This window comes from Globicatella sp. PHS-GS-PNBC-21-1553 (assembly GCF_033564055.1).
Taxonomy (GTDB): Bacteria; Bacillota; Bacilli; order Lactobacillales; family Aerococcaceae; genus Globicatella; species Globicatella sulfidifaciens.
Genome location: NZ_CP085470.1, coordinates 1858531 through 1884661, shown reverse-complemented (window position 1 = coordinate 1884661; position 26131 = coordinate 1858531). Strand labels below are relative to the sequence as shown.

The 26131-nt window shown below is 35.0% G+C and carries 24 protein-coding genes; 1 reads left to right on the top strand and 23 read right to left on the bottom strand.

From position 1 onward, the window contains the following. Positions 1-178 precede the first annotated feature (178 nt). The 14 genes from LB888_RS09080 to LB888_RS09015 form a co-directional block, all read right to left on the bottom strand. The gene (locus LB888_RS09080) at positions 179-613 is read right to left on the bottom strand and encodes a hypothetical protein (RefSeq protein ID WP_318752694.1); all 435 of its coding nucleotides are present in this window, start codon (positions 611-613) and stop codon (positions 179-181) included. Between the two features lie 348 nt (positions 614-961). Beyond that, positions 962-1540: a hypothetical protein gene (locus tag LB888_RS09075; RefSeq protein WP_318752693.1), complete on the bottom strand. Its 579-nt coding sequence runs from the start codon at positions 1538-1540 to the stop codon at positions 962-964. A 359-nt stretch (positions 1541-1899) separates the two neighbouring features. After that, positions 1900-2859 (bottom strand): DUF697 domain-containing protein, encoded by a 960-nt coding sequence (locus LB888_RS09070; RefSeq protein WP_318752692.1) that lies wholly within the window; start codon positions 2857-2859, stop codon positions 1900-1902. 403 nt (positions 2860-3262) lie between these two features. Then, positions 3263-3598 (bottom strand): hypothetical protein, encoded by a 336-nt coding sequence (locus LB888_RS09065; protein ID WP_318752691.1) that lies wholly within the window; start codon positions 3596-3598, stop codon positions 3263-3265. A gap of 80 nt (positions 3599-3678) precedes the next feature. Further along, entirely contained in the window at positions 3679-4332 is a 654-nt protein-coding gene (locus LB888_RS09060; RefSeq protein ID WP_318752690.1) for an HAD family phosphatase, read from the bottom strand. Next, on the bottom strand, positions 4329-5078 hold the full coding sequence (locus tag LB888_RS09055; RefSeq protein ID WP_318752689.1) for a hypothetical protein: 750 nt from the start codon (positions 5076-5078) through the stop codon (positions 4329-4331). The genes LB888_RS09060 and LB888_RS09055 overlap by 4 nt, the downstream gene beginning before the upstream one ends. A gap of 75 nt (positions 5079-5153) precedes the next feature. Continuing rightward, a complete protein-coding gene (locus tag LB888_RS09050; protein WP_318752688.1) occupies positions 5154-6221 on the bottom strand; it encodes a mannonate dehydratase in 1068 nt (355 codons plus the stop codon). A gap of 14 nt (positions 6222-6235) precedes the next feature. Further along, positions 6236-6697, bottom strand: coding sequence for a PTS sugar transporter subunit IIA (locus tag LB888_RS09045; RefSeq protein WP_318752687.1), 462 nt, complete (start codon positions 6695-6697; stop codon positions 6236-6238). After that, positions 6698-7582, bottom strand: coding sequence for a hypothetical protein (locus LB888_RS09040; RefSeq protein ID WP_318752686.1), 885 nt, complete (start codon positions 7580-7582; stop codon positions 6698-6700). Between the two features lie 14 nt (positions 7583-7596). After that, positions 7597-8109 (bottom strand): PTS sugar transporter subunit IIB, encoded by a 513-nt coding sequence (locus LB888_RS09035; protein ID WP_318752685.1) that lies wholly within the window; start codon positions 8107-8109, stop codon positions 7597-7599. Positions 8110-8130: 21 nt separating this feature from the next. After that, entirely contained in the window at positions 8131-9009 is an 879-nt protein-coding gene (locus LB888_RS09030) for a PTS system mannose/fructose/sorbose family transporter subunit IID (protein WP_318752684.1), read from the bottom strand. Positions 9010-9027: 18 nt separating this feature from the next. After that, a complete protein-coding gene (locus tag LB888_RS09025; RefSeq protein WP_318752683.1) occupies positions 9028-9879 on the bottom strand; it encodes a PTS sugar transporter subunit IIC in 852 nt (283 codons plus the stop codon). A gap of 11 nt (positions 9880-9890) precedes the next feature. Beyond that, a complete protein-coding gene (locus LB888_RS09020) occupies positions 9891-10991 on the bottom strand; it encodes an iron-containing alcohol dehydrogenase family protein (RefSeq protein ID WP_318752682.1) in 1101 nt (366 codons plus the stop codon). Positions 10992-11006: 15 nt separating this feature from the next. After that, the gene (locus LB888_RS09015; RefSeq protein ID WP_318752681.1) at positions 11007-11996 is read right to left on the bottom strand and encodes a D-isomer specific 2-hydroxyacid dehydrogenase family protein; all 990 of its coding nucleotides are present in this window, start codon (positions 11994-11996) and stop codon (positions 11007-11009) included. A 207-nt stretch (positions 11997-12203) separates the two neighbouring features. On the opposite strand from LB888_RS09015, the gene LB888_RS09010 reads away from it, so the two are divergent. Further along, positions 12204-13082, top strand: coding sequence for a MurR/RpiR family transcriptional regulator (locus tag LB888_RS09010; protein WP_318752680.1), 879 nt, complete (start codon positions 12204-12206; stop codon positions 13080-13082). Between the two features lie 549 nt (positions 13083-13631). Here the strand turns inward: LB888_RS09010 and LB888_RS09005 are convergent. From LB888_RS09005 to LB888_RS08965, 9 genes are all read right to left on the bottom strand, one after another. Then, complete coding sequence (locus LB888_RS09005; RefSeq protein ID WP_318752679.1) at positions 13632-15110, bottom strand: flavocytochrome c; 1479 nt, start codon at positions 15108-15110, stop codon at positions 13632-13634. A gap of 1127 nt (positions 15111-16237) precedes the next feature. Next, complete coding sequence (locus LB888_RS09000) at positions 16238-16909, bottom strand: ABC transporter ATP-binding protein (RefSeq protein WP_318752678.1); 672 nt, start codon at positions 16907-16909, stop codon at positions 16238-16240. 9 nt (positions 16910-16918) lie between these two features. After that, entirely contained in the window at positions 16919-18040 is a 1122-nt protein-coding gene (locus tag LB888_RS08995) for an ABC transporter permease (protein ID WP_318752677.1), read from the bottom strand. Positions 18041-18672: 632 nt separating this feature from the next. Beyond that, positions 18673-19323, bottom strand: coding sequence for a HAMP domain-containing sensor histidine kinase (locus LB888_RS08990; protein ID WP_318752676.1), 651 nt, complete (start codon positions 19321-19323; stop codon positions 18673-18675). Positions 19324-19604: 281 nt separating this feature from the next. After that, a complete protein-coding gene (gene nspC / locus LB888_RS08985) occupies positions 19605-20753 on the bottom strand; it encodes a carboxynorspermidine decarboxylase (RefSeq protein WP_318752675.1) in 1149 nt (382 codons plus the stop codon). Between the two features lies 1 nt (position 20754). Further along, on the bottom strand, positions 20755-21954 hold the full coding sequence (locus tag LB888_RS08980; protein WP_318752674.1) for a saccharopine dehydrogenase family protein: 1200 nt from the start codon (positions 21952-21954) through the stop codon (positions 20755-20757). A 157-nt stretch (positions 21955-22111) separates the two neighbouring features. Continuing rightward, positions 22112-22957, bottom strand: coding sequence for an agmatinase (speB, locus tag LB888_RS08975; RefSeq protein WP_318752673.1), 846 nt, complete (start codon positions 22955-22957; stop codon positions 22112-22114). Between the two features lies 1 nt (position 22958). Beyond that, the gene (gene speE / locus LB888_RS08970) at positions 22959-23798 is read right to left on the bottom strand and encodes a polyamine aminopropyltransferase (RefSeq protein ID WP_318752672.1); all 840 of its coding nucleotides are present in this window, start codon (positions 23796-23798) and stop codon (positions 22959-22961) included. A gap of 124 nt (positions 23799-23922) precedes the next feature. Continuing rightward, positions 23923-25365 carry an aminotransferase class I/II-fold pyridoxal phosphate-dependent enzyme gene (locus LB888_RS08965; protein ID WP_318753974.1) on the bottom strand — a complete coding sequence of 481 codons (1443 nt, stop codon included), beginning with the start codon at positions 25363-25365 and terminating at the stop codon, positions 23923-23925. Positions 25366-26131: the final 766 nt, after the last annotated feature.

The window sequence follows — 26131 nt, the reverse complement described above, 5'->3', positions numbered from 1 at the left end:
CAAATAGGCTTTAAAACATGTGACAGGATTCCTCTACTAAAAAGCTGGCTTCAACCTAACTGCAGCATTTTCCTACAAAGATTGGCTTCTGTCGAAGCAACTACAAGCAATCTTAAATTTAAGCGATAGCTATCTTCTACACAACCAGTCTCCAATATTAGCGCCCTTACTCCTTCGTTTATTCCACTTCCAGCCATTGCCATTGAAAATCAATGGTAACTTGATGGGACATTTTAAAAGCAAGATAAAGTTGTTGCGCTTCTTCAAGTGGCACCCCTTCTCTAACATAAGCATAGCCTTTTTGCCCGTTTTTAGGACGATACTCTATATGATAGGTCGTGCCAAAGCCGACACCATATAAATATGTCTTCTGCTTTGTGTCATCTATCCATTCTAATAACACATATTCATCATAGGCATTCACTGCCATGATTAAGGCCGATTGGATGTCTTCTATCGATGGATCGGTTGTAGTCGTTTTATGTGTTGATAAGTGTAACCCAGGTGTCACTATTTTATGGACTGGGTTGGCATCTGGTGTATTAGTGTTTAATGACTCCTCAGCTGATTTTTCGCTCGATGTTTTCTTTTTAAACCAATCAAATAATCCCATACTGATTCCCCTTTCATACTGACTCTATTTTAACAATTTTTCAAAGAAAATAAAATCGTTAACTGATAGAGAATAACAATCAGCTCTAGATGAACATGGCTTGAGTGGCAACTACCATCATGCGTGACACACAATCCAATTGAAAATAACAAAAAGGATTGCTTAACTCACCATCGAAAGTGATGAGTTAAACAATCCTAACTTTGCAAGATTTGAACAAATAAAGCGAGTATGCTTTAATTTTCTACTTCATGCCTATTTCCAACTTGGCAGGATTAGACAGATGAAACGAAATTTAATCGATTTCTACTACTGGACCACACCCGAAATTATGGTGTCAACAATTACTTAGTCTTCACTTGTTTCTTGTGAAGTCTCTGCGTCATCTGTTACATGAGTATCTGCTGTCGATGCGGCTTCACCTTCTTCCACATAGGTAAAGGTATGGCCGTCTTTATCAATTAAATCGCCATTCTCTTCAATATTGAATTCCCATTCAAATTGAGTATTATTGCCCACCCGTATTCTTAATATATTTTCGTCATTATAAAGTGAAGGTTGATGAATGACGATGGCTAATTTCGGAAAAGGTGCTGCTTGGTCATAGGCGATTAATTCAATCAATGGCAAATCATCTCGTTGCTCTTCTGATGGTTTCATATTGGGATCAATTAAACCAGTTAAACCATTATTGACAGCATAGCCCCATTTTAATAATAATGAAATCAATGGATCTTCTTCGACTTGGGTTGCAGTGTCATATATTAACATGACTTGATTATCGCTAATTGAAATGCCTTCAACCATCGATTCACCGGTATATTGATAATAGCCTTCTCGAATGGTCAACTCAGCGGCATTCACTGGATTAGTCAAAAACAAAGAAACAAGCAACATAAAAACGACTGACAACGAACATTTTCTCATCATTTTCCCCACTTTCTATTTAAAATCTAATTTTATTATATCATTTTACAGGGGGTGCAAGCACATTCTTTGCGACATTTTCTCATGGGAGAACATCAGCAAAACGTAAGGATTAGACCGTAAAAAAGTCTTTCAATACAACTTGGTTGAACGACAACATTTTCCAAACTCTTACTATTTGTCAAAGAACAAAATAACAAGCTCGCATCATTTGTCAAAGAGCAACAAGTTCAGTCAAATCAAAGATAGGACAAAAATTAAACGGCCTATCCCCTGTACCATACAGGCAATAAGCCGTTAAAAAAATTGAATAGAAAGTCCATATTTATCGGTGCTATTTAGACTCATTATCGTTTAATTTATTTTTCAAAAAACCATTTCTTAGGTATGAAACCTCTACCGGCATTTTTAACAGCACTACCCACGGATTTCACAACAACTTTACTATTATTGGATAAGATTTCTCCCATATAGCTAATTGAATTAACGGACGCACTACGGCGAATTTTATTTTTCTCTTCGTTGCGATCCATTCCTAAATAGGTCTGGGCAATTAAGCCAACTCTCAATGTTAAGAAGGCATTAATCGACCCTTCCATTAAACTGGAGACAACTAAATTGGTGATGGGAACCATCCCTGGAATGGCTGAAGCGATACTTTCGCCAATCACCGAGGTAATTAAAGGTTCCATTTGTCCTTCAATTAAATCAGCATCTTCAATCGTGCGAGCCATTAAAACGACCGATGCCACTTGAATATACAATTTGACCATGCCTTTTAAAGTAGGTCTTGTTTGATAAAAATTACTTAATTGCCATACCATTCTTAGGAGCGAAAATAATACAACAAAACTATCTAAAACACCATTTTGTGAGATAGCGGTTGAAAGAAAGATCGCATTCGCATTTTCCTTGATTAATGGTAAAGAGCGCTCATGTAATTGGATAAAGGCTTTATCAATCACACTGGATAATGGCATCTCTGTTTGATCAAAATCAAAATCCGCTAAATTAGGGTTGTCCTGTAAGATTTCTTTGACCTTCATCAAATAAATATGAAATTCTGCTTCACTAGCATCATCTGCTAATTCAACAATTTCGGGCTGTTGTCCCCAGATTTTGTATATTTTAAAGCCCAGATAAACAAGGCCGAATAATAACAGTCCTGCAACAATCATGCCCATTAACGGATGCAGTAATTGGCTAAAGAACTGATATGTCAACATCAATTGGTTGACAATAAAAAGGGTAAAGATGGCCACTAAGAAATACAAGAGCCATTTTAATAAGCGACTTAAATCTTGCCACCATTTATTCATTTCATCATTCCTTTACTGATTCATTCACACTCTTATTATATCTTAAAAAGCTGATCGAATGTGAAGGGAATCATCTTTCTTGACTTTTAATGCTTAGGACATTGGGTACGAATGCTTAAAAATTGTTAAAACAATAGGGATGACACCTTTTGGCATGGAAGTTTAAAGCCTTTCCTTAGAATACATCACCATACCAAGAACTAAGACTATACGAATTGGCGCCTTTGGTATGGGGGTTCAAGGCCCTGACTTTGAGTATGAAAGCACACAAAGTCTTTTATAAGGTCTTGCGGGTTCAGGCGTGGGCCCCTTCTTGAGTACTAAAAAATATAAAGTGTTAAGTCTATATTACCGAACAATACCAATAAAAAAATCGGCCTCACGACCGATATTAATAGCCCTTTTATGCTGTCAATTGTGCTAAAAACTCTTGTTTCCAACCAATTTGCTCGTCTAAACATAAGGCAAATTCAAAGTCTTTCACATTTACTTGCACGATAAACTGATTATGTGCATAACGCACCATCAAGACCAAATCATCAAGGGTACGTCCAAAATACCAAAAATGCTGGTTATCCTCGCTATCCGCTTCAATATCCTTTTTAATCGTTTCAACTAAAGTCGGAATGGTATCTGTATTTGTATTAAAGATTAGCCCATATTCATGTTCAGTCATAAGGTCGACTTCATACCAATAGTGAATGGTATGATCGTATTGTTGTTTTTCTAGTTGTTTCATTGTGACACCTAATTTCCTATGTTATTTGATATGATTACCTAGAATTTATATTTCGTTTTATAATATTATTTTAGCACAAATTAGGATAAGAGTTCATCCAATAATTGATGCATATTCTTATAAGACGTTACTCCTGAATCATCTATATCCAAAGTAAGCCAGTCATTGATAAAATAAGTTTTTAATCCGGCTGATCGAGCAGCAGTAACACCGGTTGGAGAGTCTTCAATTGCAATTACTCCATCTGGTGTTGATCCGGTTTCTTCTAACACTCTGAGATAAATTTCAGGATTAGGTTTTTGATGAGTTATCATATCGCCATATACTTTAGTTAAAAAATAATGCTGAATATCTAGCTGTCCCGTAATTTTCTCAGCTCTTTCAGTGTAGGAAGTCGTCGCAATAGCTATTGGAATATTGTGTTCTTTTAATGTTTCCAAAATTTCTTTAACTCCTGGCATTAATTGAACTTGATTAGTCGCAATCATTTCCAAAATATAAGCTTCACGATATTCTCGCATTTTTTGAGTTAAAGCCGGATCACCAGTACGTTCGGTAATCACACGATTATTATCTACAATACTTTTACCACGCATGCTATTAACGAAATCGAGTCCAAAGTCATATCCATAATGTTTAAAGGCATCATCCCATCCTTTAGCATGAATATCTTCTGTATTACATAAGGTACCATCCATATCAAAAATTGCTAATTTTATTTGATTGATTTTCAAACTGTATCCTCCTTCGAATCCATTTTCATATTTTGCTTTTCTAGCCTTTCACGTAAACTATCTTCAAACTTAATTTCTTCTTGAAAAATAAACCATTCTAAAAATAATCCAGTAATTAAACAACCTAACAAACAATAGATAAGAATGTTCCCTATTTGCTCAAGCTCTGTTACTGATAATTGTACTACATTCAAAAGAAATTGTAAGGAATAATACCATATTATAAAGATAACGAACATCGCACCAAACTTGAAAATTGGATGTCTTTGGTCAAGTTGTAATTTACGAAAAACAGGAATCAAGACCATCACAAATAATAACGAGACTGATGCTATTGCTAAAAAAATGAAGGATGCTTTTATACCAACCGTGACCATCGAAGTTATAAAAGTTATGATAATCCCTATTATAATCAGTAACTTTTGCCACAAACGATATTTACTAACGGTTTTATCGTGTTGCTGTTCAATTTTAGATTTTATTATTACTCGAATATCCGATATTTTAGCAGTTCTCTTTTGATTTAATCGTAATAATTCAGCATCATATTGCTGTCTTGATAGTTCATCTTTAAAAACCTCTTGAGCTTGACGTAATTGATTAATGGTCTCGATATAAATAATGTTACTGATCTCTCCTAAAACTTGTTGTTGATTGATAGTTTGAAGCTTCTGTATGATCAATGTTTGAATTTCTTTAGTCGATAATTCAGGATTAATCGATAACCATTCATAGTAGTTTTTCATCAAGTATCACCCTTCAAAAAAAGAGTAAACCATCTTTCAACATTAAACTGTTAGTCTGGTTTACTCCTTAAATTTTTATTCTGCTAATTGTTTCTTACACATTTCATATAAGCCTTGCATATAGCCAATACCGATGGCACGATCATATAAACCATAACCTGGTCGACATACTTCACCCCAAATAGCCCGGCCGTGATCTGGGCGAATAATCCCATCATATCCTACTTCGACCAAAGCTTTCATTATTTCAGCCATATCTAAACTACCTTCAGGTGAATAATGCGCTACTTCCGCAAAATGTTTGTCACCTAAATAGCGAACGTTTCTAAAATGAACGAAATTAATACGATCCCCCATTTCACGAATGATAGCTGGAATATCATTATTCGGATCTGCACCTAAAGAACCGGTACAAATCGTTAAGCCATGATGTTTTGAATCAGTGATCGATAAGATGCGACGTAAGTCTTCCGCATTTTTAGTAATTCTTGGCCAACCAAAAATTTCCCAAGGTGGATCGTCTTGGTGAACCGCTAAATAGACATCTGCTTCTTCACAAGCGTCTATAATCGACTCTATAAAATACTTATAATTTTCAAAGAGTTGTTCTTCCGTAATGCCTTCATACATTTTTGTTAAACGTTCGAATTTGTCTAAGCGCTCTTTCTCCCAACCAGATAGTTTAAATCCTCCGGTTTGTTTTTGGACGTGATTAAAGACTTCTGTAGGTTCCATACCATCAATGACACTTTGATCGAAGACTAATCCATATGAACCGTCTTCAAACTGATAATTTAAATCTGTTTTTAGCCAGCCAAATACCGGTTTAAAACTATAACAAATGACTTTAACTCCACATTGTCCTAAATTACGGATTGTTTGAATATAATTAGCAATATACTGATCACGTTCTGCTGTCCCGGCTTTTATCGCATCATGAACCGATACAGATTCAATTCCATGTAATTCTAGTCCTGCTTCATTCACTTGTTTTTTTAAAGCTTCAATTTCTTCAATTTCCCAAACGTCGCCTGGTAATTTATTTAACAATGTCCCAACTACTCCATGCATTTGTGGAATCTGACGAATATGTTCAATCGGAATATTGTCATCCTTACCGTACCATCTAAAAGACCATTTCATGAAATCTCCCCTTTCTAAAAGTCATCATCAAAGCCATCTTCATCAAGCGTTGTTTCTTCAGCTAATTGACTAATATGCCAATGACTGATACCTGAGGTTGCTTGTGTTTGAATTGACTCTATTGCTTCTTCAATCGAAGTACCAATTAATCGTTGATTAACAGCTTCAATTAACATCGGCAAATTAACTCCTGATAGCACATGACATTTACTTTTCAATGGATCCTCTAATCCATTTATGGTCATTAATGACTGATTATATGGACTCGCAGATAATAGATCGGTTAATATTAGGACACCGTCTCCTTGATTGACAGCTTGTATTGCTTTTGCAATATCGTCACCTAATTCCTCGATTGCTTGTCCTTTTTTTAATACACAAGCTACTAGTCCTTCTGTATTACCAAAGATAACATCAACTGAGTCGATTAATCCTTGGGATAATGTTCCATGAGAAGCTATTACAATGCCAAACATTTAATTTCCTCCTTTAAAATAAGCAATAATCGTATTAATGTTCTTCCAATTGACCTCTGTCGAATTTAAATCATCACGATCTAAATAATAATTTCCCGTTGATTCTTTTGAACTGATTATATAATGATAGTGTTTCACACCATCTTGTGTGTTTATACCGAAACGCTGACATTTTTCTTGTTCGTTTTCAGACTGAGTAAAACAATATAATGCATTATGACTACCAATAGAGTCTAAATAATAAAGTTCGCCTCGTTTAACAAATAACTGTTTTATTAAATCTATTTGTTCAAAACCATATGTTCCATTTGGAATTAAAATATATGCAATTCCAGAGTCTCTTCGATGGTACATTAATTCCAGTATAGCAAGAATTGAAGAAGTATTACGAACCACATTTTTACGACGGCTGATGCCACGCGATACTTTACTAGCTAACCAGAAAAAAGCCATTAATGTAATACTTACTAACCAAGTTTTATAGTCTCTAAAATCGATGGCAAATTGACTAAATTTTAAATACATAAAAAGTGCCATTAAACCGCCTAAAAATAACAATCCAGCCGACAGCATGATATATTGAAAGGTTTTTCTCTCTTGCTCTTTCACATTAAAAAAATCATATGAACCAAAGTGTTGTTTCGGTGTATCATAATAGGTAGCAACTACTTGTCTTGCTTTTTTAGGATTTCCTACAATGATAATTTTGCCAAAATCTTGTTCATTATTCGTTAGCTCTTTCACTTCGATATCTTCACGAAATTGATAGACATCTTTAACAAAAGAATGAATAAATCGATTGATTTGAACGGTTGATTGTCGCTTATTAAAGACAGTACGATAACGAAATAACCAATCTTTTAAACGCTCCTCACTTTGATTCATAATATCCCGACTTTCTATAATTTGATGTTAAATTTCCCTAAAACTTCTTTTAAGCTATGTTTTTCAGCAGATGGTGTTTGTTGGAAATAAATATTTTCAACACCATATTTTTGATGCATTTCTTTTAACATTTCTGCATCTTCTTGATTAATATATACGGCTTTAGTTACACGAATATCTTTCGAAGAATCTTTCTCAGCAACACCACCGATATTCAATTCTTTGATTTCTACTCCGTCTTTTACTAATTCGTACATTGATTTAACTGATTTTGTTAATAAAATACAGTTATAATCTTTTAAATTGTAATCGTGCCAGTAAGATTTCATGCGATCCATTGTCGTGACAATTGTCTTTTGACCCGTACGACTTCCTGCTGACATATAGATTTCGCGCATGAACTTATCCATTGCTACAACATCATCCACCACAAAAATGGAGTTAACTCCACTTCGTTGAGATAAGGTAATCATTACTTGTCCGTGAATCAATCTCTCATCCACGCGTGCTAAATTTATTTGTCCCATAATTTACTACTCCTTTTATTGTTATAGAGTACCAATTGCTGCTAGCACGACTAAAATAGCCGTTAGGATTAATAGAATATTGGTAACTTTTAATCCTTTCTTTTGATAGTAGAAATACACAAACATAACGGTAGCTAGCGGCAAGATACCAGGTAAAATTTTGTCTAATAATTCTTGAATGACAAAATCGCGTCCAGAAATGTTAAAAGCAAGTGAAGAGGACACTTTAACATAGTTAGCTGCTAAAATTCCCATCATAAACATCCCTAAAATAGATAACACATCAATAATTTGTTGTAATCCTGAACTTTGTAAAATATCTCCTGCATCACGACCTAATTTAAATGATGAACGAGCAAAGAATAAACCAATTAAATATTGATAAGTTGCAAACAAGATAAATGGAATGATTGCACCTAATCCAGATCCCGCTTGAGCCCATGGAACTGCAATGGCAATGAAGATATATTGAATAGTACCAGAGTCAATCGCATCTCCAATTCCTGCTAAAGCTCCCATTAAACCGGCTTTCGTGTTATAAAGTAAATCATCCGAAACGGTCACTTCTTCACCATTGTATTCTTGTAACGCACGTTGTTCTTCCATTGAAGCCATTAATCCAGTAATAACTCCACCACCCCATGTTAATTGAGTATTGAAGAATAATAACTGACGTTGATATGCCGCTCTTAATTGCTCTTCATCTTTATATAATTTTCTTAAAATAGGCATTAATGCATATAGTAATGAGGCTGCAAGATAACGGTCAAAAGAGTGGGGAATCTCATTAGCCCAATGCCATCTTAAATAAGCTTTGGTAACATCTTTTGTTGTAATTTTCTCAGGAGCTAAATTTGAATTTTGAGTTGTTTGTTTTATTTCCTTATTAGTTAATTCCATTGTTTTTACCTCCTCTAATTAAAATCCATCGTCGAAACCATCGTCAAATCCATCATCAAAGGCGTCTCCACTTTCAGATGAGCTTGCTGTTGACTTTGCTTCTTTTCCACCTGCTGAACGAGCAGTTACGTAAATGATTGCTATCATAATACCGAAGATTGCATATGTTACCATTGTGATACCTAATGAAGAAAGTGTAACTGAAATGAAATATGCTAAGAAGAAAAAGACTAATAAGTCTTTACGTCCAATAACATAAATCGTAGTTGCAATTCCAATCGCAGCTAAGCCTCCACCTACTACTGTTAGGATATGAATGAAGACTGTTCCTTCTAACTTATTCATAAAGTCCGCGATAACAGGTGCACCCCAATAAAGTGAAACAAAGATTAACGGAACGAATAATAAGAATGATGCAATCGTAGGATAAGCTATTACCGTTCTACTGATTTTCTTATCATTAATATTATTTTCTAAAACTGCTGTATCCGTCATTTTACCTATAAAGGTATTTAAGAAGAAACGGAATTGATATAAATATGATCCTAATAATCCAACTGGCACAGCTACCGCAATCGCTGACTCCACGTTCATTTTACTTAATAAAGCAACCGGTACGGCAATCGCAGCTGCAACAGCTGGTTCTTGTGGCATTGAACCACCTGGAGAGAATACCCCCATATAAATTAATTGTAGTCCGGCAGTAATAATCATTGCTTGTTTCACATCTCCCATGACTAACCCACAAATAAAACCAGTCATTAATGGGGAGAAACGAAGCGTTAAGGTCATCCCACCTAATCCACGAGACATAACAGCGGCAACCCAAATCGCAATGAGTAAACTTTGCATTGCTGATAATGTTTCCATAGTAAAACCTCCTATTTATTTATATAATTTTCTAATTCTAATATTGCTGATTTTAATACACTTTGATTGATTTCAAGAGGAATTAAATGAACTTTTTCTTTGCTGTCGATAAATTCAACTAAATTATCGAGTAATTCTCCTTCTTCAATCTCAATATGCATTTCTTTTAATGATTTCGGTAATTTCAATTCATTATATAATGGTAATAATTCATCAATGTCAGCCCAACGTTTTTCGATAGCCATTTGATAAAGAATACCATAAGCAACAATTTCGCCATGTAAATATTTCTTAACGGCTGGATAATATTTTCCTAAACCATCATGCATGGCATGTGCTGCTGCATTACGAGAATATTTACCTCCTAAGCCACCCACCATACCGGCAATCGCAAAGACAATTTCTGATAAACGATAGAATTCATCACTAATGACTTGCTTCTTCATGTCTTCAATTGCTTTGGCCGCATCATTTAAGATTTGATCTTTGGATAATACGGTAATGTGTTGAGCAAGTTGTAAATAATTTTCTTTTTGTAAATTATCTTGTTTTAAAATTGCATCGGATTCATACCATTTTGCAATAGTGTCCGCTAAACCAGCTACAAAATATTCAACAGGTGAATCAATAACGAGCTCTGGATCAGTAATTAGAAAAGCAGCCTGTCTTAAGAAATGTTCTGATTTTCCTTCAGATTCACCTGATTCTTTATACATAACAGAAAGTGGCGTCCAAGGAGCACAATTACTTGCTAAGGTTGGTACCACCCCGAAAGGTACGTTCGCAATATGAGCAGCATAACCTACCAAGTCGGTTAATTTCCCACCGCCAACACCAATAATGAAATCAATTGCTTGGTTTTCAACAATATCTTTAATTAAGCCCGCGCCATAATAACTACATTCACCAGTGTATTGGTGATAGGTGATATCCCCTTCAAAATTATCAATAAAGCTTAAAAATGGTTTTGCCTTTTCCCAAGAAATAGTTCCATGCACAATTAAGATATTTTCTGCATGATATTCTTTTAAGAGCTTAGGAATAATTTGAAGTGCACCAATATGATATTGATAAAATGACGGCCCCATTTTTACCTGTAAGTCTGTTAACATGGTTATCAAATCTCCTTATTTCATGACTGTTTGGACTGCTGTATGTGGGACTTTCCCATTCACAATCCGTTCAACATCATCTAAACATTTTAACCCCATGCCTTCTAAACACTCTAAAGTATAAGCCCCTGTATGCGGTGTCATCACGACATTATCAAATTGTAAGTAAGGGTGATTTCCTCGACCTGGTTCAACTTCTAATACATCTGTTGCTAAACCGGCAATTTTTCCTGAAGCAAGTCCTTCGACAATTGCTTCTTCATCTAATAACGCACCACGAGCTGAGTTTGAAAGATACACATGATCTTTCATTAAATTAATTTGTTCAGTAGAAATCATATGGTAGTTTTCTTCTGTCAAATTCGCACATAAACAGATGACATCAGATTGCTTAAGTAATGTTTCAAAATCAACTTTATGAGCACCGAAACTTTCGATATAAGTTTGTGACTTATAAGGATCATAAGCCAAAACATCACATTTATATCCATAACGTGCAATTTCTGCAACACAACTTCCTGTATTGCCTATGCCAATGACTCCTAAAGTCTTATTAAATAAAGTACGTCCCACATAACTTGCTCGGTCTTCCCAATGATCTGATTTAACTGCTTTGCTCGATTCAGTCACTCTACGCATTACTGTCAGTAAGTTCGTAATGTTTTGCTCAGCAACTGCACCACGTTCAACTAGAGGAGAAACAATCGAAACAACCGTTCCGCATTCTTTAGCCGCTTCTAAATCGACATTGTTATAACCAATTCCATGACGACTGATAAGAAGTAAATCTTTTTTATTATCAAAGAATTCCCTTGTAAAAAACGGCGTTACACTTGAAATCACAATGTTAAATGGTGCTAACACTTCTGCTAACGCTTTTCCATCAATATCACTCCCTACATCAATTCGCTCAACTTCACCAATTTCTTCTAAACGTTCAATGTGTTCAGGAAATATACGCCCATAACTACTTGAATTAACAATTGCAATACGATAATTATTCATCTTACTCTCCTTCTTAAATCTCATCCGACTACAAAATGTTATTTACACCTCCATGGAAGCCTTTTATTTCAAATTCATTATACAATAAATAATATTTTTTGTAAACTCTTTCAAAAATAAATTTTATTTTTAGTTCGTTGTCTTTTAAATATTGTTTATTTTTAGTATAATAATCTTAATTAGAACGAATAAGAAAGGAGGAACATTATGAATGATGATATAACCAATTATTATCTAAAACGTAAAATTAAAGCTTTAGGCAGTTCCTTAACCACGATTGAACAGCAAATTGCAGAATATTTAATTAACTCTGATGATTCAATCGGTAAAATGACTTTAGATGAATTAGCTACTTATATCAATGTCTCTAAGTCTTCCATATTTCAGTTTATAAAAAAATTAGGTTTTGAAGGCTATCAAGATTTTAAAATGTCAGTAGTTAAGAATATTTCTGAAATTCGCAATGATAACTTTTTAAGTAATTATCATGATATTGATCAAAAAGATACTACCTATGATATTGCAATGAAAGTTCTAAACTCGAATGTCCAAGCATTGCTCGATCTTCGTTATAGTATTTCACAAGAACAATTAGATCATATTTTAGAAATAATAAATAAATCTACCACCCTTCATTTCTTTGGGCTTGGTGGTTCCTCGGTTGTGGCTTATGATAGTTACCATAAATTTATGCGTTCCAAACACCATGTCAATTATATTCAGGACTATCATATGCAATTATCCTATACCACCAAAATGGGAAAAAACGATTGTGTCTTTATCTTTTCCCATTCCGGTATGACTAGAGAATCAAATATTTTAGCAGAAGAAGTAAAACGAAATAAAGCGAAACTCATTGTTTTGTCAGGTATCAGTCAATCGAATCTCGCACAATTAGCGGACGAAACAGTGATTATCACCACCGAAGAATCTGCCTTTCGAACCGAAGCTTTAATGGCAAGATTGGCATATATTAGTATTATGGACTTCATTTATATTAATGTGATGTTAACGGATCAGAAGAAAAACACCGAATCAATTGAAAAAATTCGGAAGAGTTTACAAAGTTCTCGTATTCAACCATAATTATTTAGAAGAATTCATAACACTTTTACAAGTAATTGTTTAAAAATGAAGATATGAAGTTTTAAGTTTCACTGTTCTAAATTAAATAAATAGTAAAATAAATTTATACCATGTGTAATGATGTTTATGCATGGTATTTTTTATTATTAGGCATGGCAAATTTCATTCATTTAACACAATAAAATAGGTTGACCCATTATGTCGCTTTCAACTTATTAAATTTGTCATATATTTTAATCGTAATTTATCCACTATGATAATTCTTCGTTTCATAGAAATAGTTAATCTCTATGTATACTTATCCATACTGTAAGAAAATTAATAGTTTCTGACTGATAAATTTTTATAAAAAATCAACTTGTCTATTGAGAAATACATTAATTTTATTAGATGTATAACAATCCCTTTTAATTAACCATTATTACGTTCATAAATTTTTTCCTACTAACTAACACTAGAGAGTACTAGTATTTGCACGCTCCATGCTAAAAAAACGACCACTGAACTTAATCAGTAGTCGTAGAAAGAGGCTTATTCAATGGTTAATTATTATTTTACATATTCACTTGCGATGTTACCTGCTTGGCGTCCGAATACGATGATGTCTGCGACTGCGTTACCACCGATACGGTTAGATCCGTGAACTTGACCAGTTACTTCACCAGCACCAAATAATCCTTCGATTGCGGTACCATCTTCACGTAATACATGAGTTTCAGTATCGATTTTTAACCCACCCATTGTATGGTGGATTCCTGGTGCAATTTTGATTGCGTAGTATGGTGCATGAGATAAATCATATTCCATACCTGTTGTTCTTCCGAAGTCATTATCTTCTTGGTTTTTAACTGCTTCATTCCAAGTGTCTAAAGTCGCTTTTAAGTTTTCAGCAGGAATTTCTAATTTTTCAGCTAATTCTTCAATTGTTTCAGCTTTAGTTACAATGCCTTTTTCTTCGTATTGGTTAATCGCTGTTACAGATTCTTTTAATCTTTGGTCCGCAATAATATAGGCATATTTTTCAGGTAAGCCAATAATATTTGCAGAAACTTTATCACGAGTTAATAATTCATCAGTGAATCGTTCACCTTGTTGGTTAACTAAGATACCACCATCACCACGTACAGATTCGGTTACTAAGTATGAAGTCGATTGTTCAACTGTTGGGTGAATTTGAATTTGATCCATATCCACCACTGCTGCTCCTAATTCTTCAGCCATACGGATACCGTCACCGGTTGCGCCTTCATGGTTGGTTGTCACAAAGCCTTCTAATTCTGGCTTAATTTCTGAAACCATTTCTAAGTTACCACCAAAACCACCTGTTGCGATAATCACCGCTTTGGCGTTAATTGTTTTTTCTTCGCCTTCAACAGTTACATTAACACCTGATACTTTACCGTCTGTCTCATTGATTTTAGTTACTTCTGAGTTAACAAATAAAGGAATTTCTTTTTCGTGAATATTTCTTAATAAGCCTTCGACTAAGTAACCACCGACAGCTGATCCATCTTCTGGACGGTGGATACGTTTAACTGAAGCACCACCAGAGAAAGTAATGTTGTTTAAAGTAATCCCGATGGAATCTAACCATTCAATCGCTTCTGCTGAATGATCCACCATATAACGTAATAATTCTGGATCGTTAGTACCTTTACCACCTTCTAATGTATCCTCATAGAATAAATCATTTGAATCTTCAATTCCTTGTTCTTTTTGGAATTTAGTTTCAGAAGCGTTCATCCCTCCTGAAGATTTAGAGGTATTCCCACCAGCAATCGGCATTTTCTCAAAGATTGCGACATCAGCACCTGCTTCTTGTGCAGTAATTGCTGCTGCCATCCCTCCACCACCGGCACCGATGATAACAATATCATAGGAATCCTTTAAGGTTGCAGGATCCGCATACCATTCTGATGTTTGTGAAGCTCCTGACGTTGTGTCGGCTTCCTCAGCTAATGCTGTTGTAATAGGTGCGCTTAATAACGCGGTTGATAAAAGGCCAATCGCCCATTTTCTTAAATTCATTTCTCTTCCTCCAATTGTGAATTTGTGAACTTACTTTAACATAATTTAAGGTTTGTTTCAATTGATTTAAGGAAAATTTATAAGTTTTATTTATAAAGTGCAATAAAAATACATTCAGCCACCACTGATGCCTTACTCTTTGAAAAAATATAAGAAATAAAAAAAGAAGAATAATAGATAATCTTCTCCTATTCTATCTAGACCTAGACCTTTTAGCAGGGCAAAACCTAGTCATTGAAACGCAGTTTAAATCGATTCAACTACTCTGTTATACATTTAAGAAGGAACAAATGGAATTATTAAATTTTAGCCTAGCATTCAATTAAAATAGTCGCTTATGATTTTATTAATCATCAAATCATTCCATAAATAGTTTATCAAAATAGGATTTATCCCTATCTTATAATTCTGTAATACCGATAATGATTGAATATATATCCTCTGTAGTTCGACTTTATTTTGGCATTGCGATAAATTAATACCTGGATATTTATTACCACAATCATACTCATAAGTCTAAAGAAATATATGATTCGCCTCACTTTTCACCACATGTATTATATTATAATTCGTTTGTGCACAAATTGAAGTAATAAGCTGAGTATTAAAGATATCAAATTTTAATTTTCTCGCTAATAATAGTAGACAAACTATTTACTTATCAGACTTTTTGACTCTCTCTGTAGGACAGCTTATATCCACGCTACTAATATAATCATTGGCGCATCATGATTTTAACCTTCTCTTATAAAACTCCATAGTTAGTTGTTGACTGAAAGCGAATATATTTTTTAACATAAAGACCCCAAAGCTAGAATTTATCTAACTATTGGGGCCTGCACTGTATATTCAATATCTTTAAACTAAGTATTTTAAATCAAAATGTCATCGATCCGTAGGAAAAGACGCTATTTTATTCGTCATATTACCTTCGATTTTTTTGAGTGAGTTTTAAAAACCCCTCTAAAAAATTTTCTTCATCACTTTTTTCGGTTTTTAACAATTAATAATTTTTACTTTCAACTATCAAATAAAGTTTATTTATCAGCATGATAACATCCTGTTTTATAAGGTTTTATCATGAGGTGAAGGAATTAAATAGCCCCTACGATTAAATCAACTTCTAATTATTTTTCAATGGTTAACTGACCATCAATGATTCGGAAAATGCGATCACAATAGGTTAGCATTCTCTCATCATGTGTGACCATTACGGTACTACGGTCCGTTCCTTCTGTCATCTTTTTTAATAGTTGTACAACCGTTTTAGCTTTTTGAGTGTCTAAACTAGCGGTAGGTTCATCGGCCAATATTAATTTTGGTTCGGTATAAAGCGCTCGACAAATCGCAGCACGCTGTTGTTCACCGCCAGATAGGTCAGATGGATATAAATCCTTTCTCTTTAATATATCTAACTGTTCCATCAAATCTTGCGCTTTTTGACGATTATATTTTTTCTTTGCAAACTTATCGACCAAAATAAGTTGTTCCTCTATGGTTAAATAGGGAATCAAGTTGGAAGACTGTAAGATGAATCCTATTTTATCATATCTAAGACTATCTTTTTCTTTTGTTGATAGCTTCGAAAAATTTTTCTCTAAAAAATTTATTTCACCATTACTTGGCGCTTGAAGACCTCCCATCATCGTTAATAATGTACTTTTTCCTGACCCACTGGGTCCTACTACAGCAACTAGTTCACCGGAATTGATCGAAAAACTTGTTTCTTTCAAGGCTTCAATCGTTTCACGACCATCTGAATATGTTTTACTAACATTTTTAAACGATATAATTTCCATAAAACGCTCCTATTCTAATACTTCCAATGGATCAATTTTGGCAATGCTACTAACAGAAAATAAAGCTCCAACGATTGAGAATAGCAACATTAATAAAGCGATAATAAAATAGTATAAACCATTTATTTCAAACGGTACTGCAGTTGGTAAAAAATAAGCAGAGATAAGATTCAATCCTAATCCAATAGAAATTCCAATGATATTAAGAATAACCGTTTGTAATAATACTGATTTTCCGATATAACTTGAAGAGATGCCTTGAATCTTCATAATCGCAAAAGTTTGTCTTTTTTGATTAGTAATAATAAACATGAATACCCCTAAGATAATTGAGGAAATGAGAACTAAAAAGCCAATCATTAAGCCAAATGTTAATACTTGAGCCAAATATCCAGGAAGGGCTAGAATAAATTCATCTACCGGAATAACTTCTACATCATCATTAGATTTAAGGTCGTTGTTTTGATGAACAATGATTGCTGATATTAAATCTGGCATATTGGGTGTAGGTGTCGTATAGGTATCAATCGCTTGTTCAGAGTTTCGATTAGGGTTAAATAACATCATTGCTTGACTAGCTATTTCTAAATCAGTATATATAACGGGGGAAACACTATACTTCGCTTCTTGAGAAAAACCTACAATTTTCAATTTATTTTCATTACTGCTTAATTCGATCGTATCATCTAACTTAAGATTCAATTCATTTTTAAGTGACATTGAGCCAATAATTTCACCACTATTTTCTGGTAATCGTCCCTCCAAAACTTCCGGATAAATAGGCGAATCTTGACGCATACCAATCAGTACAAAATTTTCAGTCGTATCGTCACTTTTTTCGCCGTTCAAATACCCTACGGTACGTGCAATATTAATGGCTGAAATTTCTTTATCATCATAATCATAATAGATGTCTTTATCTAACTGACTTGAAAAAATATTATTATTGACTCCGGATTTTAATACAATGCTCTCAGCATTCCAACGTTCAATCTCACTAGTGTTATCCTGTGAAAGTCCATATGCTAACCCCATTAAAAAATATACCAAATAACTAATTAACACAGTAATGCTAATGATTAAGATAAAACGTTTCTTTTCTTTTCTGATTTCTTTCAGTGCTAAAAACATTTGCCACCTCCAAATAGAATAGCATAAATGTAACAAACAAAATTTTTTAAGTCAATCAACTTCAACTGTATATAATTAAAAATTTCACTTTATCTCATAGATGTTAAAATAAAATCCATTTTCAGTTGAATATGAATGATTAGCTAATAGCAAACAAAGTCCTCGAAAGTATCAATGAATCGCCTTATATTTTTTACCTACTCTTCTTATTTGGTTCAATAAAGATGACTAAACTTAAAAGATGTATAGTAAACTCTTAGCTCCCTCTCCAACATTTATGATGCAAAACTACAAAAATGATATTGTCAAGTTCTACGCAACTAGACTTATATCTTATTTATCGAATAGCCTTGCCGGTAGCCTTATCTCTATATCAATCAAGCACAAAAAAACAGGTTGCATTTCGTTAATGTTAGGAAGCTATTAATCCATAAAAGGACTAAGATTTCTGACACTATCACAACGAAATTCACCTGTTATTGGTTATGTCACTATTTCTTAGGATGACCATTTTTAACGGAAGTTACCACTGACATTGACTACTCCTCAATTGCTCCTACCGGATGCCTGGCTGCTGATAAGCACATTTCCTTTAATTATCTTCGTATCATTAACAAGCTTCACTATTAGTCCTACAATTTGATTTTAAAGACAAACATTCGCTCATTATTTTCGACTGTATAGTCAATTCCATAATTTTTGAGTAACGTTTTGATGATATATAATCCTAAACCATGACTATCTTCTTTATTCAAATCAAATTTGATTTCCATTAGCGGTTTTAAATCAACTTCAGAATGTGTCACATTGGCGACACACAACCAGTCGTTTTTGACATCAATCGAGATGACAGTATTCGGTTCTGAATATTTGACCGCATTACTAATTAAATTGGACAAGACCAAATTGAGTGCTTTTTTGCCAATTAGTAGTTGTTCTGATTGAACAGTACTTTCAAAGGTCAAATGATTGGGCATGGCTAATTCATCATATTTTACTAAGACCGCATCAAACACTGACTTAATGGGAACCCATTCCTCATCATCCTTTAAATATTCTAAAGATGAAAAGGTTAAAATTTGTGAAATATTATAAGTTAACTCATTAGTAATATCCAAACATTTATCGATATACAAATCACAATCCTTGTATTTGCCAATATTATATTTCATGTTTTCTAAAATTATTATCATTCGCGATAAAGGTGTCTTCAATTCATGCGACGAACCTCTTAAAAAGTCATACTTCATCTGTTCGAGTTTGATGATTTCTTTATTTTTCACTTCGATATCATCGATAGAAATTTATAATTTTAAAGAGTTAATCTATCGTATTTAAAATAAAAAAGCTCCATATTTTAGTAATTAGAACTTTGATTGGTACTTTAATATAGTCCATTGCTTATAAAAATAAAGTAATTTTTATTATTCCGTATATTTATTATTGAACTTTAGTTAAAAAAACAGAATCAAATTTTCGCCAATGGAGAAAATTCAATTCTGTTCTTTGTCTTGATTCAGTTAACTCTTGAGGTTCTATTTTATAAACAAAAGCTAATCATGTTTTATAGCCTTCTTTTAAACTCATTGTAATCGAATTGATTAACGATGCTGAGGTTATTTTGACTGTCAGCGGCCATTATTTTGGCTAAGGGCATGCCATTAAAGGTATTCGTTTTGACCATCGAATAGATTGCCATATCACAAAAGATAAGCTTGTCACCGATTGCGAGTGGTTGGTCAAAGGAATATGTCCCTATGATGTCCCCTGCTAAACAAGTCGGTCCGCCCAATTGATAAGTATAAGCTTTTTCATCTGGTTGGCCTGAACGAATAATATGTGGTCGATACGGCATTTCGAGTACATCCGGCATATGACAAGTAGCTGAAGTATCTAAGATGGCGTTGGTTACGCCTTGATTGTGGGTAATATCTAAAACCGAAGCGACTAAGTAACCCGCATTTAACGCGACAGCTTCACCTGGTTCTAAATAGACGGTTAAATCATATCGCGTTTGCATATGATTAATTAGGCGAATTAAGCGTTCAATATCATAGCCCGGACGAGTAATATGATGGCCACCCCCAAAGTTTAACCATTTCATTTGATATAATAAATCACCAAATTGAGCTTCGATCGCTTCTAAGGTGGTCTCCAAATCATCAGAGTCTTGTTCACATAAGGTATGGAAATGTAAGCCGTCAATACCTGTTAGATCTTGTCCTTCAAAATCGGTTACTAAGATGCCTAAGCGCGAACCGGGTGCACAGGGATCATAGATCGCATGGCCATCTTGAGTTGAGATATTTGGATTAACTCTTAATCCAAAGCTAGCTTTTGTTTGATTCTTTAAGTGTTTAAATCGATGCCATTGTGTAAAGGAATTGAACACAATATGATCAGCGATGGGCAATATTTCGCTCATTTCCTCATCACGAAATGCCGGCGAATAAACATGAACTTCGCCTGGAAAATGCTCATGCCCCAATTGAGCCTCATAGCTTCCTGAAGCAGTAGTCCCATCTAAATATTGTGCCATCAAGGGATAAAAATAATACATCGAGAAGGCTTTTTGTGCAAGTAAGATTTTACACCCAGTAGCCTCTTTGACTTGTTTTAGAATTTCCAAGTTATGACGTAATAAGTTTTCTTCGACTACAAAAGCGGGCGTTGCGACTTGGTCAGCTGCCCAAGGTATGTTGCGCTCTGTCATCTTAGTCTACCAATACCGGGTTGAAGCTTTCTTGCCACGGTAAGCCCCACTCATTTAAAGCTTCCATAAAGGCATCCGGATCTAATTCTTCTACATTATGGACACCTGGTTTAGCCCAAGTTCCATTTAACACTAACATGGCACCAATCATTGCTGGTACACCCGTCGTATAAGAAACGGCTTGTGAACCAACTTCACGGTAACATTCTTGGTGGTCACATACATTGTAAACATAGTAATTTACGGGTTGGCCATCTTTCGTTCCTTGATAAATACAGCCAATATTGGTTTTACCTACTGTGCGCGGACCTAAAGTTGACGGGTCTGGTAAGACAGCTTTTAAAAATTGAATTGGCACAATTTCGCGCCCTTCAAACATAATCGGTTCGATAGAAGTCATCCCCACATTTTCTAAACATTTCAAATGCGTTAAATACGATTGACCAAAAGTCATGAAGAAACGAATACGTTTAATGCCTTTGATATTTAAAGCTAAAGATTCTAATTCTTCATGATGTAATAAATACATATCTTTTTCGCCTACTTGGTCGAAATGATACTCACGTTTGATTTCCATAGGTTCGGTTTCAATCCATTCGCCATTTTCCCAATAAGAACCTTTGGCAGACACTTCACGGATATTGATTTCTGGGTTAAAGTTAGTCGCAAAAGGATAACCATGGTCACCGCCATTACAGTCTAAAATATCGATATATTCAATTTCATCGAAGTAATGTTTTTGTGCATAAGCGGAAAAGACGCCTGTGACACCAGGATCAAAGCCTGATCCTAAAATAGCGGTTATGCCTGCTTCTTCAAATTTTTGGCGATAAGCCCATTGCCATTTATATTCAAATTTGGCTTCATCTTTTGGTTCATAGTTTGCGGTGTCTAAATAATGCGTTTTGGTAGCTAAACACGCATCCATAATGGTTAAGTCTTGGTATGGTAAGGCTAAGTTGATGACGATATCAGGTTGCTCTTTTTCGATTAAGGCGATTAATTGATTCACATCATCTGCATCAACTTGTGCTGTGGTAATAAGGGTCCCTTTGCCATCTAATTTTTCTTTTAACGCATCACATTTTGATTTAGTACGAGAGGCAATACACAATTCTGTGAACACCTCACTATTTTGCACACATTTATGTGCTGCGACACTCGCAACGCCACCTGCTCCGATAATTAATGCTTTTGCCATTTACTTTCCTCCTCGGTTATTATCTAAATTATTTTATTTTAATCTTTTTTGTCTTCTTGATTCGACTATCATTTATCTTAATTAATAATGATTGAGTTCTTTTGGTGTTATAAACCAGTTAGACAGCTTGTAATTAAGTCGATTAATCTCATTTTTCTTAGTTAAAGGCTAATAAAATTTCGCGAATGATTTTGGTTGATAAAGCAGTTGAAGCACCACTCAAATCATAATGCGGGGATAACTCATTCACATCAATTGCCACGACATTTAATTGGGCAATATCGATAATCGCTTGTAATAAGGTCATAAAGTCAATGCCTCCTGCTTCGGGTGTACCCGTTCCTGGAAAGGCAGACGGATCTAACACATCAAGATCAATCGTTAAATAAACAGGTTTATCTTTTAAATCTGCGATTGCTTTTGGTAAGCCTGTCAAATTGAATTTTGTTAAATGGGTATGTTCTTTAGCAAATTCAAATTCCGCTTTTTCGCCAGAACGAATACCCAATTGGTAAATCCGTTCATCGCCTACCATATCCCAAATCCGACGGATAATCGTTGCATGAGATAATTCAGCACCTAAGTATTCCTGACGTAAGTCTGTGTGTGCGTCTAGTTGAATCACGCAAACATCGGGGTATTTCTCAGCGACAGCTCTAAATTGACCTAAAGTCACTAGATGTTCGCCACCAATCATTAACGGTCTTTTGCCGGCTGATAAAATTTCACGGGCATGATCTTCAATATCCTGTAAAGCCAAATCTACTCTTCCGAAAGATAATTCTAAGTCTCCAGAATCAAATATTTTCACTTCTGATAAGTCTTTATCTTGATACGGACTATAAGTTTCCAAGCCAAAAGAATCATTGCGAATCGCTTTCGGCGCAAAACGAGTCCCTGGTCGATTAGAGGTGGTTGAATCATATGGTGCACCAAAGATGACTGTGGTCGCTTCTTCAAAGCTTGCATCACAAGCGATAAAGGTTTCAATGTTAGGTTTCATATTAGGTCAACTCCTTTAAATAATTAGGTAAGGCAAAAGCTGCTTGGTGTAAAGGCAAATTATAATAAATGGTTTCAATCTGTTCGCGGTGAAGACGCACATTGGCTTCATCGACTTGCCAGCTCGTTCCTTTAGAAGAAAAACCAGCTAAGATATAACCTGCTGCATAAGATGGCACTGAAATCATATACGTCTCATTAATTGGAAAAACTGCTTTTAAGCGACTCATGACATGTTTGAAGGCTTCGACATCCTCGTTATAAAAGCCGTTTACTTGTTGTGACAATAATATTCCTTGTTCTGTTAGAGCGTTGTAACAATTGCCGTAAAATTCACGGGTAAATAAGGATTCATTTAAACCAAAGGGATTGGCTGAGTCGACAATAATTAAGTCATAAGTATTTTCACAGTGGCGCACAAATTTTAAAGCATCCTGAATGTATAAATTTACTCGTGGATCATCGAAACAGGGTCGGGTTTCCGGTAAATGTTCTTGGCAAATTTCGACTAAGCGTTGATCCAGTTCTACTACATCAATATTTTCAATCGATTGGTACTTTTCTAATTCACATAATACGCCACCGTCGCAGCCACCGATGACCAAGACATTTTTTATGTTGGGATTAGCTGACAGTGGCACATGCGCCATCATTTCAGAGTAGAAATACTCATCTTTCTCCGTCGTAATTAACTCGCCATCGAGCGTTAAAATGCGCCCGTACTCTCTCGAGTCTAAAACGGCGACATGTTGGTATTCCGTTTGTTCGGTGTGGACGACTTTTTGCACATTAATGCCTAATTTGACGTCTTCTTGATGATAATCATCGAACCATAATTCCATATTATTCCCCCTTTGGTGTTTGTTGGTTGGTTTAGATGTTGCTTTGTTGGCTAGATCTTTAATAGCCTGTTTTGATTTTTGCTTAAGCTAATTTTTTGTCGAATGGGTTATTCGGTAGTTATTTTTACTTTTGCTTAATCATATATTTCACGACTTGAATGTTTTGTAAGGTTGGGTCTTCCGTTCCCATTAAGAAACACCCTTTGGCACGAGCATACTCAATATGATCGATGATTTCTTGAGTAATGAGTTCTCCAGGCGCCACAATTGGAATGCCTGGTGGATAGCACATGACCATTTCGCCGGCAATTTGGTTGACACTTTCAGCTAATGGTAGTGGGTATTTTTCTGAGAAAAAGGCTCTACGTGGTGAAATGGCCACTTCAGTTTTCGCTATGTCAAAGACTAACAAACCTTTTTTGGTCTTTTTAAAGCGACGACGAATTTCAGCTAAGGCACTCACCAGTCGTTCAATATCATGGATACGATCTCCTACTGAAATATAGGCTAAAATATTAGCTGAATCTCCAAACTCGATTTGGATATCATATTCATCACGTAATAAATCATAGACTTCAATACCAGTTAATCCGGTGTCGGTGGTTTTAATACTTAATTTGGTTTGGTCAAAGTCAGCAATCCCATGACCGTCGATGATTTCTTTAGAATAAGCGTAATAATCACCAATCGCATTGATTTCATTTCGGGCATAATCTGCCAATTCTTGGACTTTATTAAAAGTAGCTGCCCCGTTTAATGCCAAGTGGCTACGTGCTAAGTCTAAACTGGCCATTAATAAATAAGAGGCGGAAGTGGTTTGAGTCAAGGTAATTATATTTCTGACATATTCCGGATCTATTTCATTATTTACTAATAAAAAAGAAGATTGGGTCAAAGAGCCACCTGATTTATGCATGGAAACAGCAGCCATATCAGCACCGGCAGCCATTGCTGAAATGGGTAAATGCTTGCCGAAATAGAGATGTGTACCATGGGCTTCATCGACTAATACTTTCAATCCATGTTGATGTGCTAGGTCGGTGATACCTTTTAAATCGGACGCAATCCCATAATAAGTCGGATTATTCACTAAAACGGCTGCTGCTTCGGGATGGTTTAAAATCGCTTGTTCGACGTATTCAAGTGGCATACCGGTTGAAATTTCTAATTCAGCATTATAAGGAGTCTCCACATAGACTGGAATACCACCACACATGACTAGGGCATTAATCACGCTTTTATGCACATTGCGCGGTAATATAATTTTTTGTCCTTCTTTTACCACTGAATAAACCATATTTTGTACGGCCGAGGTGGTGCCATTGACCATAAAAAAGGCATGCTTAGCGCCAAATGCCTCAGCCGCCAAATGCTCGGCTTCTTTAATAACCGATACGGGATGACTTAAGTTATCTAATAATTCCATTGAATTGGCATCCATTGTGATTGCTTTTTCACCAATAAAAGCTTTTAGCTCACTATTTGAACGGCCTCTTTTATGTCCAGGCACATCAAATGGCACGATACGTCGTCGCTTTAATTCGTTTAATGCCTCTACGATCGGCATTCTTGTTTGATCCAACCTATTTCACTCCTTTGGGTTAACAGTTGATGATTCTTAATAAGATGTCAAAATTTTGGTAACTTAATATTTGAGACTACTCACTCAAATACGGATGCGTTGATTGCGTTTGATTGCAGTTGCTTCGTTCAAATATAATCGACTACCCTTTGTTTCTATTTTTTTACATAAAAAATAGACCAAGCATTTTCTGCCTGGTCTACACTTATCTACATTCGTTTTTAATAAATTAAAAATACGTAAACTCCTATGAGGACACACGGTCCCCTTAAAGTTCATTTGTAGAACGAAGAGTCTATATAGCGCAATACTTTTACTACTCTTACTATCGTTTTCACAAGCACAATGCCTCAACATTATGTTATAAAAAATTTGAGTCGACAGATAGATATCCATCTCTTCAATAGACCCCTTAAAGAGTCCGTTTACTACTTCAAACCTGTTCTTAATAAACAGCAATAAGTTTGGCAAAAGTGTTTACTCGCCGCTCTCGTTCGCAGTGTTCGTTCACTGACATGCTAAATATTAACATTCAATAAATAACATGTCAATTGTATTTTTAGTTTTATTTTTATATGGGGATAAGTGTTCGTATTTTTTAGTTTCCAATTCGATGCGTAGGCTAAAATTTTGAAAGCTCATGATTTTAAGGTGGTGATAGTTTGATTGATTGGCACCACACATAAGCTTCTGCATTTTATGATATTTTAAAAACGCTTGTTTTTAGGTTTGCGGAGATGCGTCCCACATT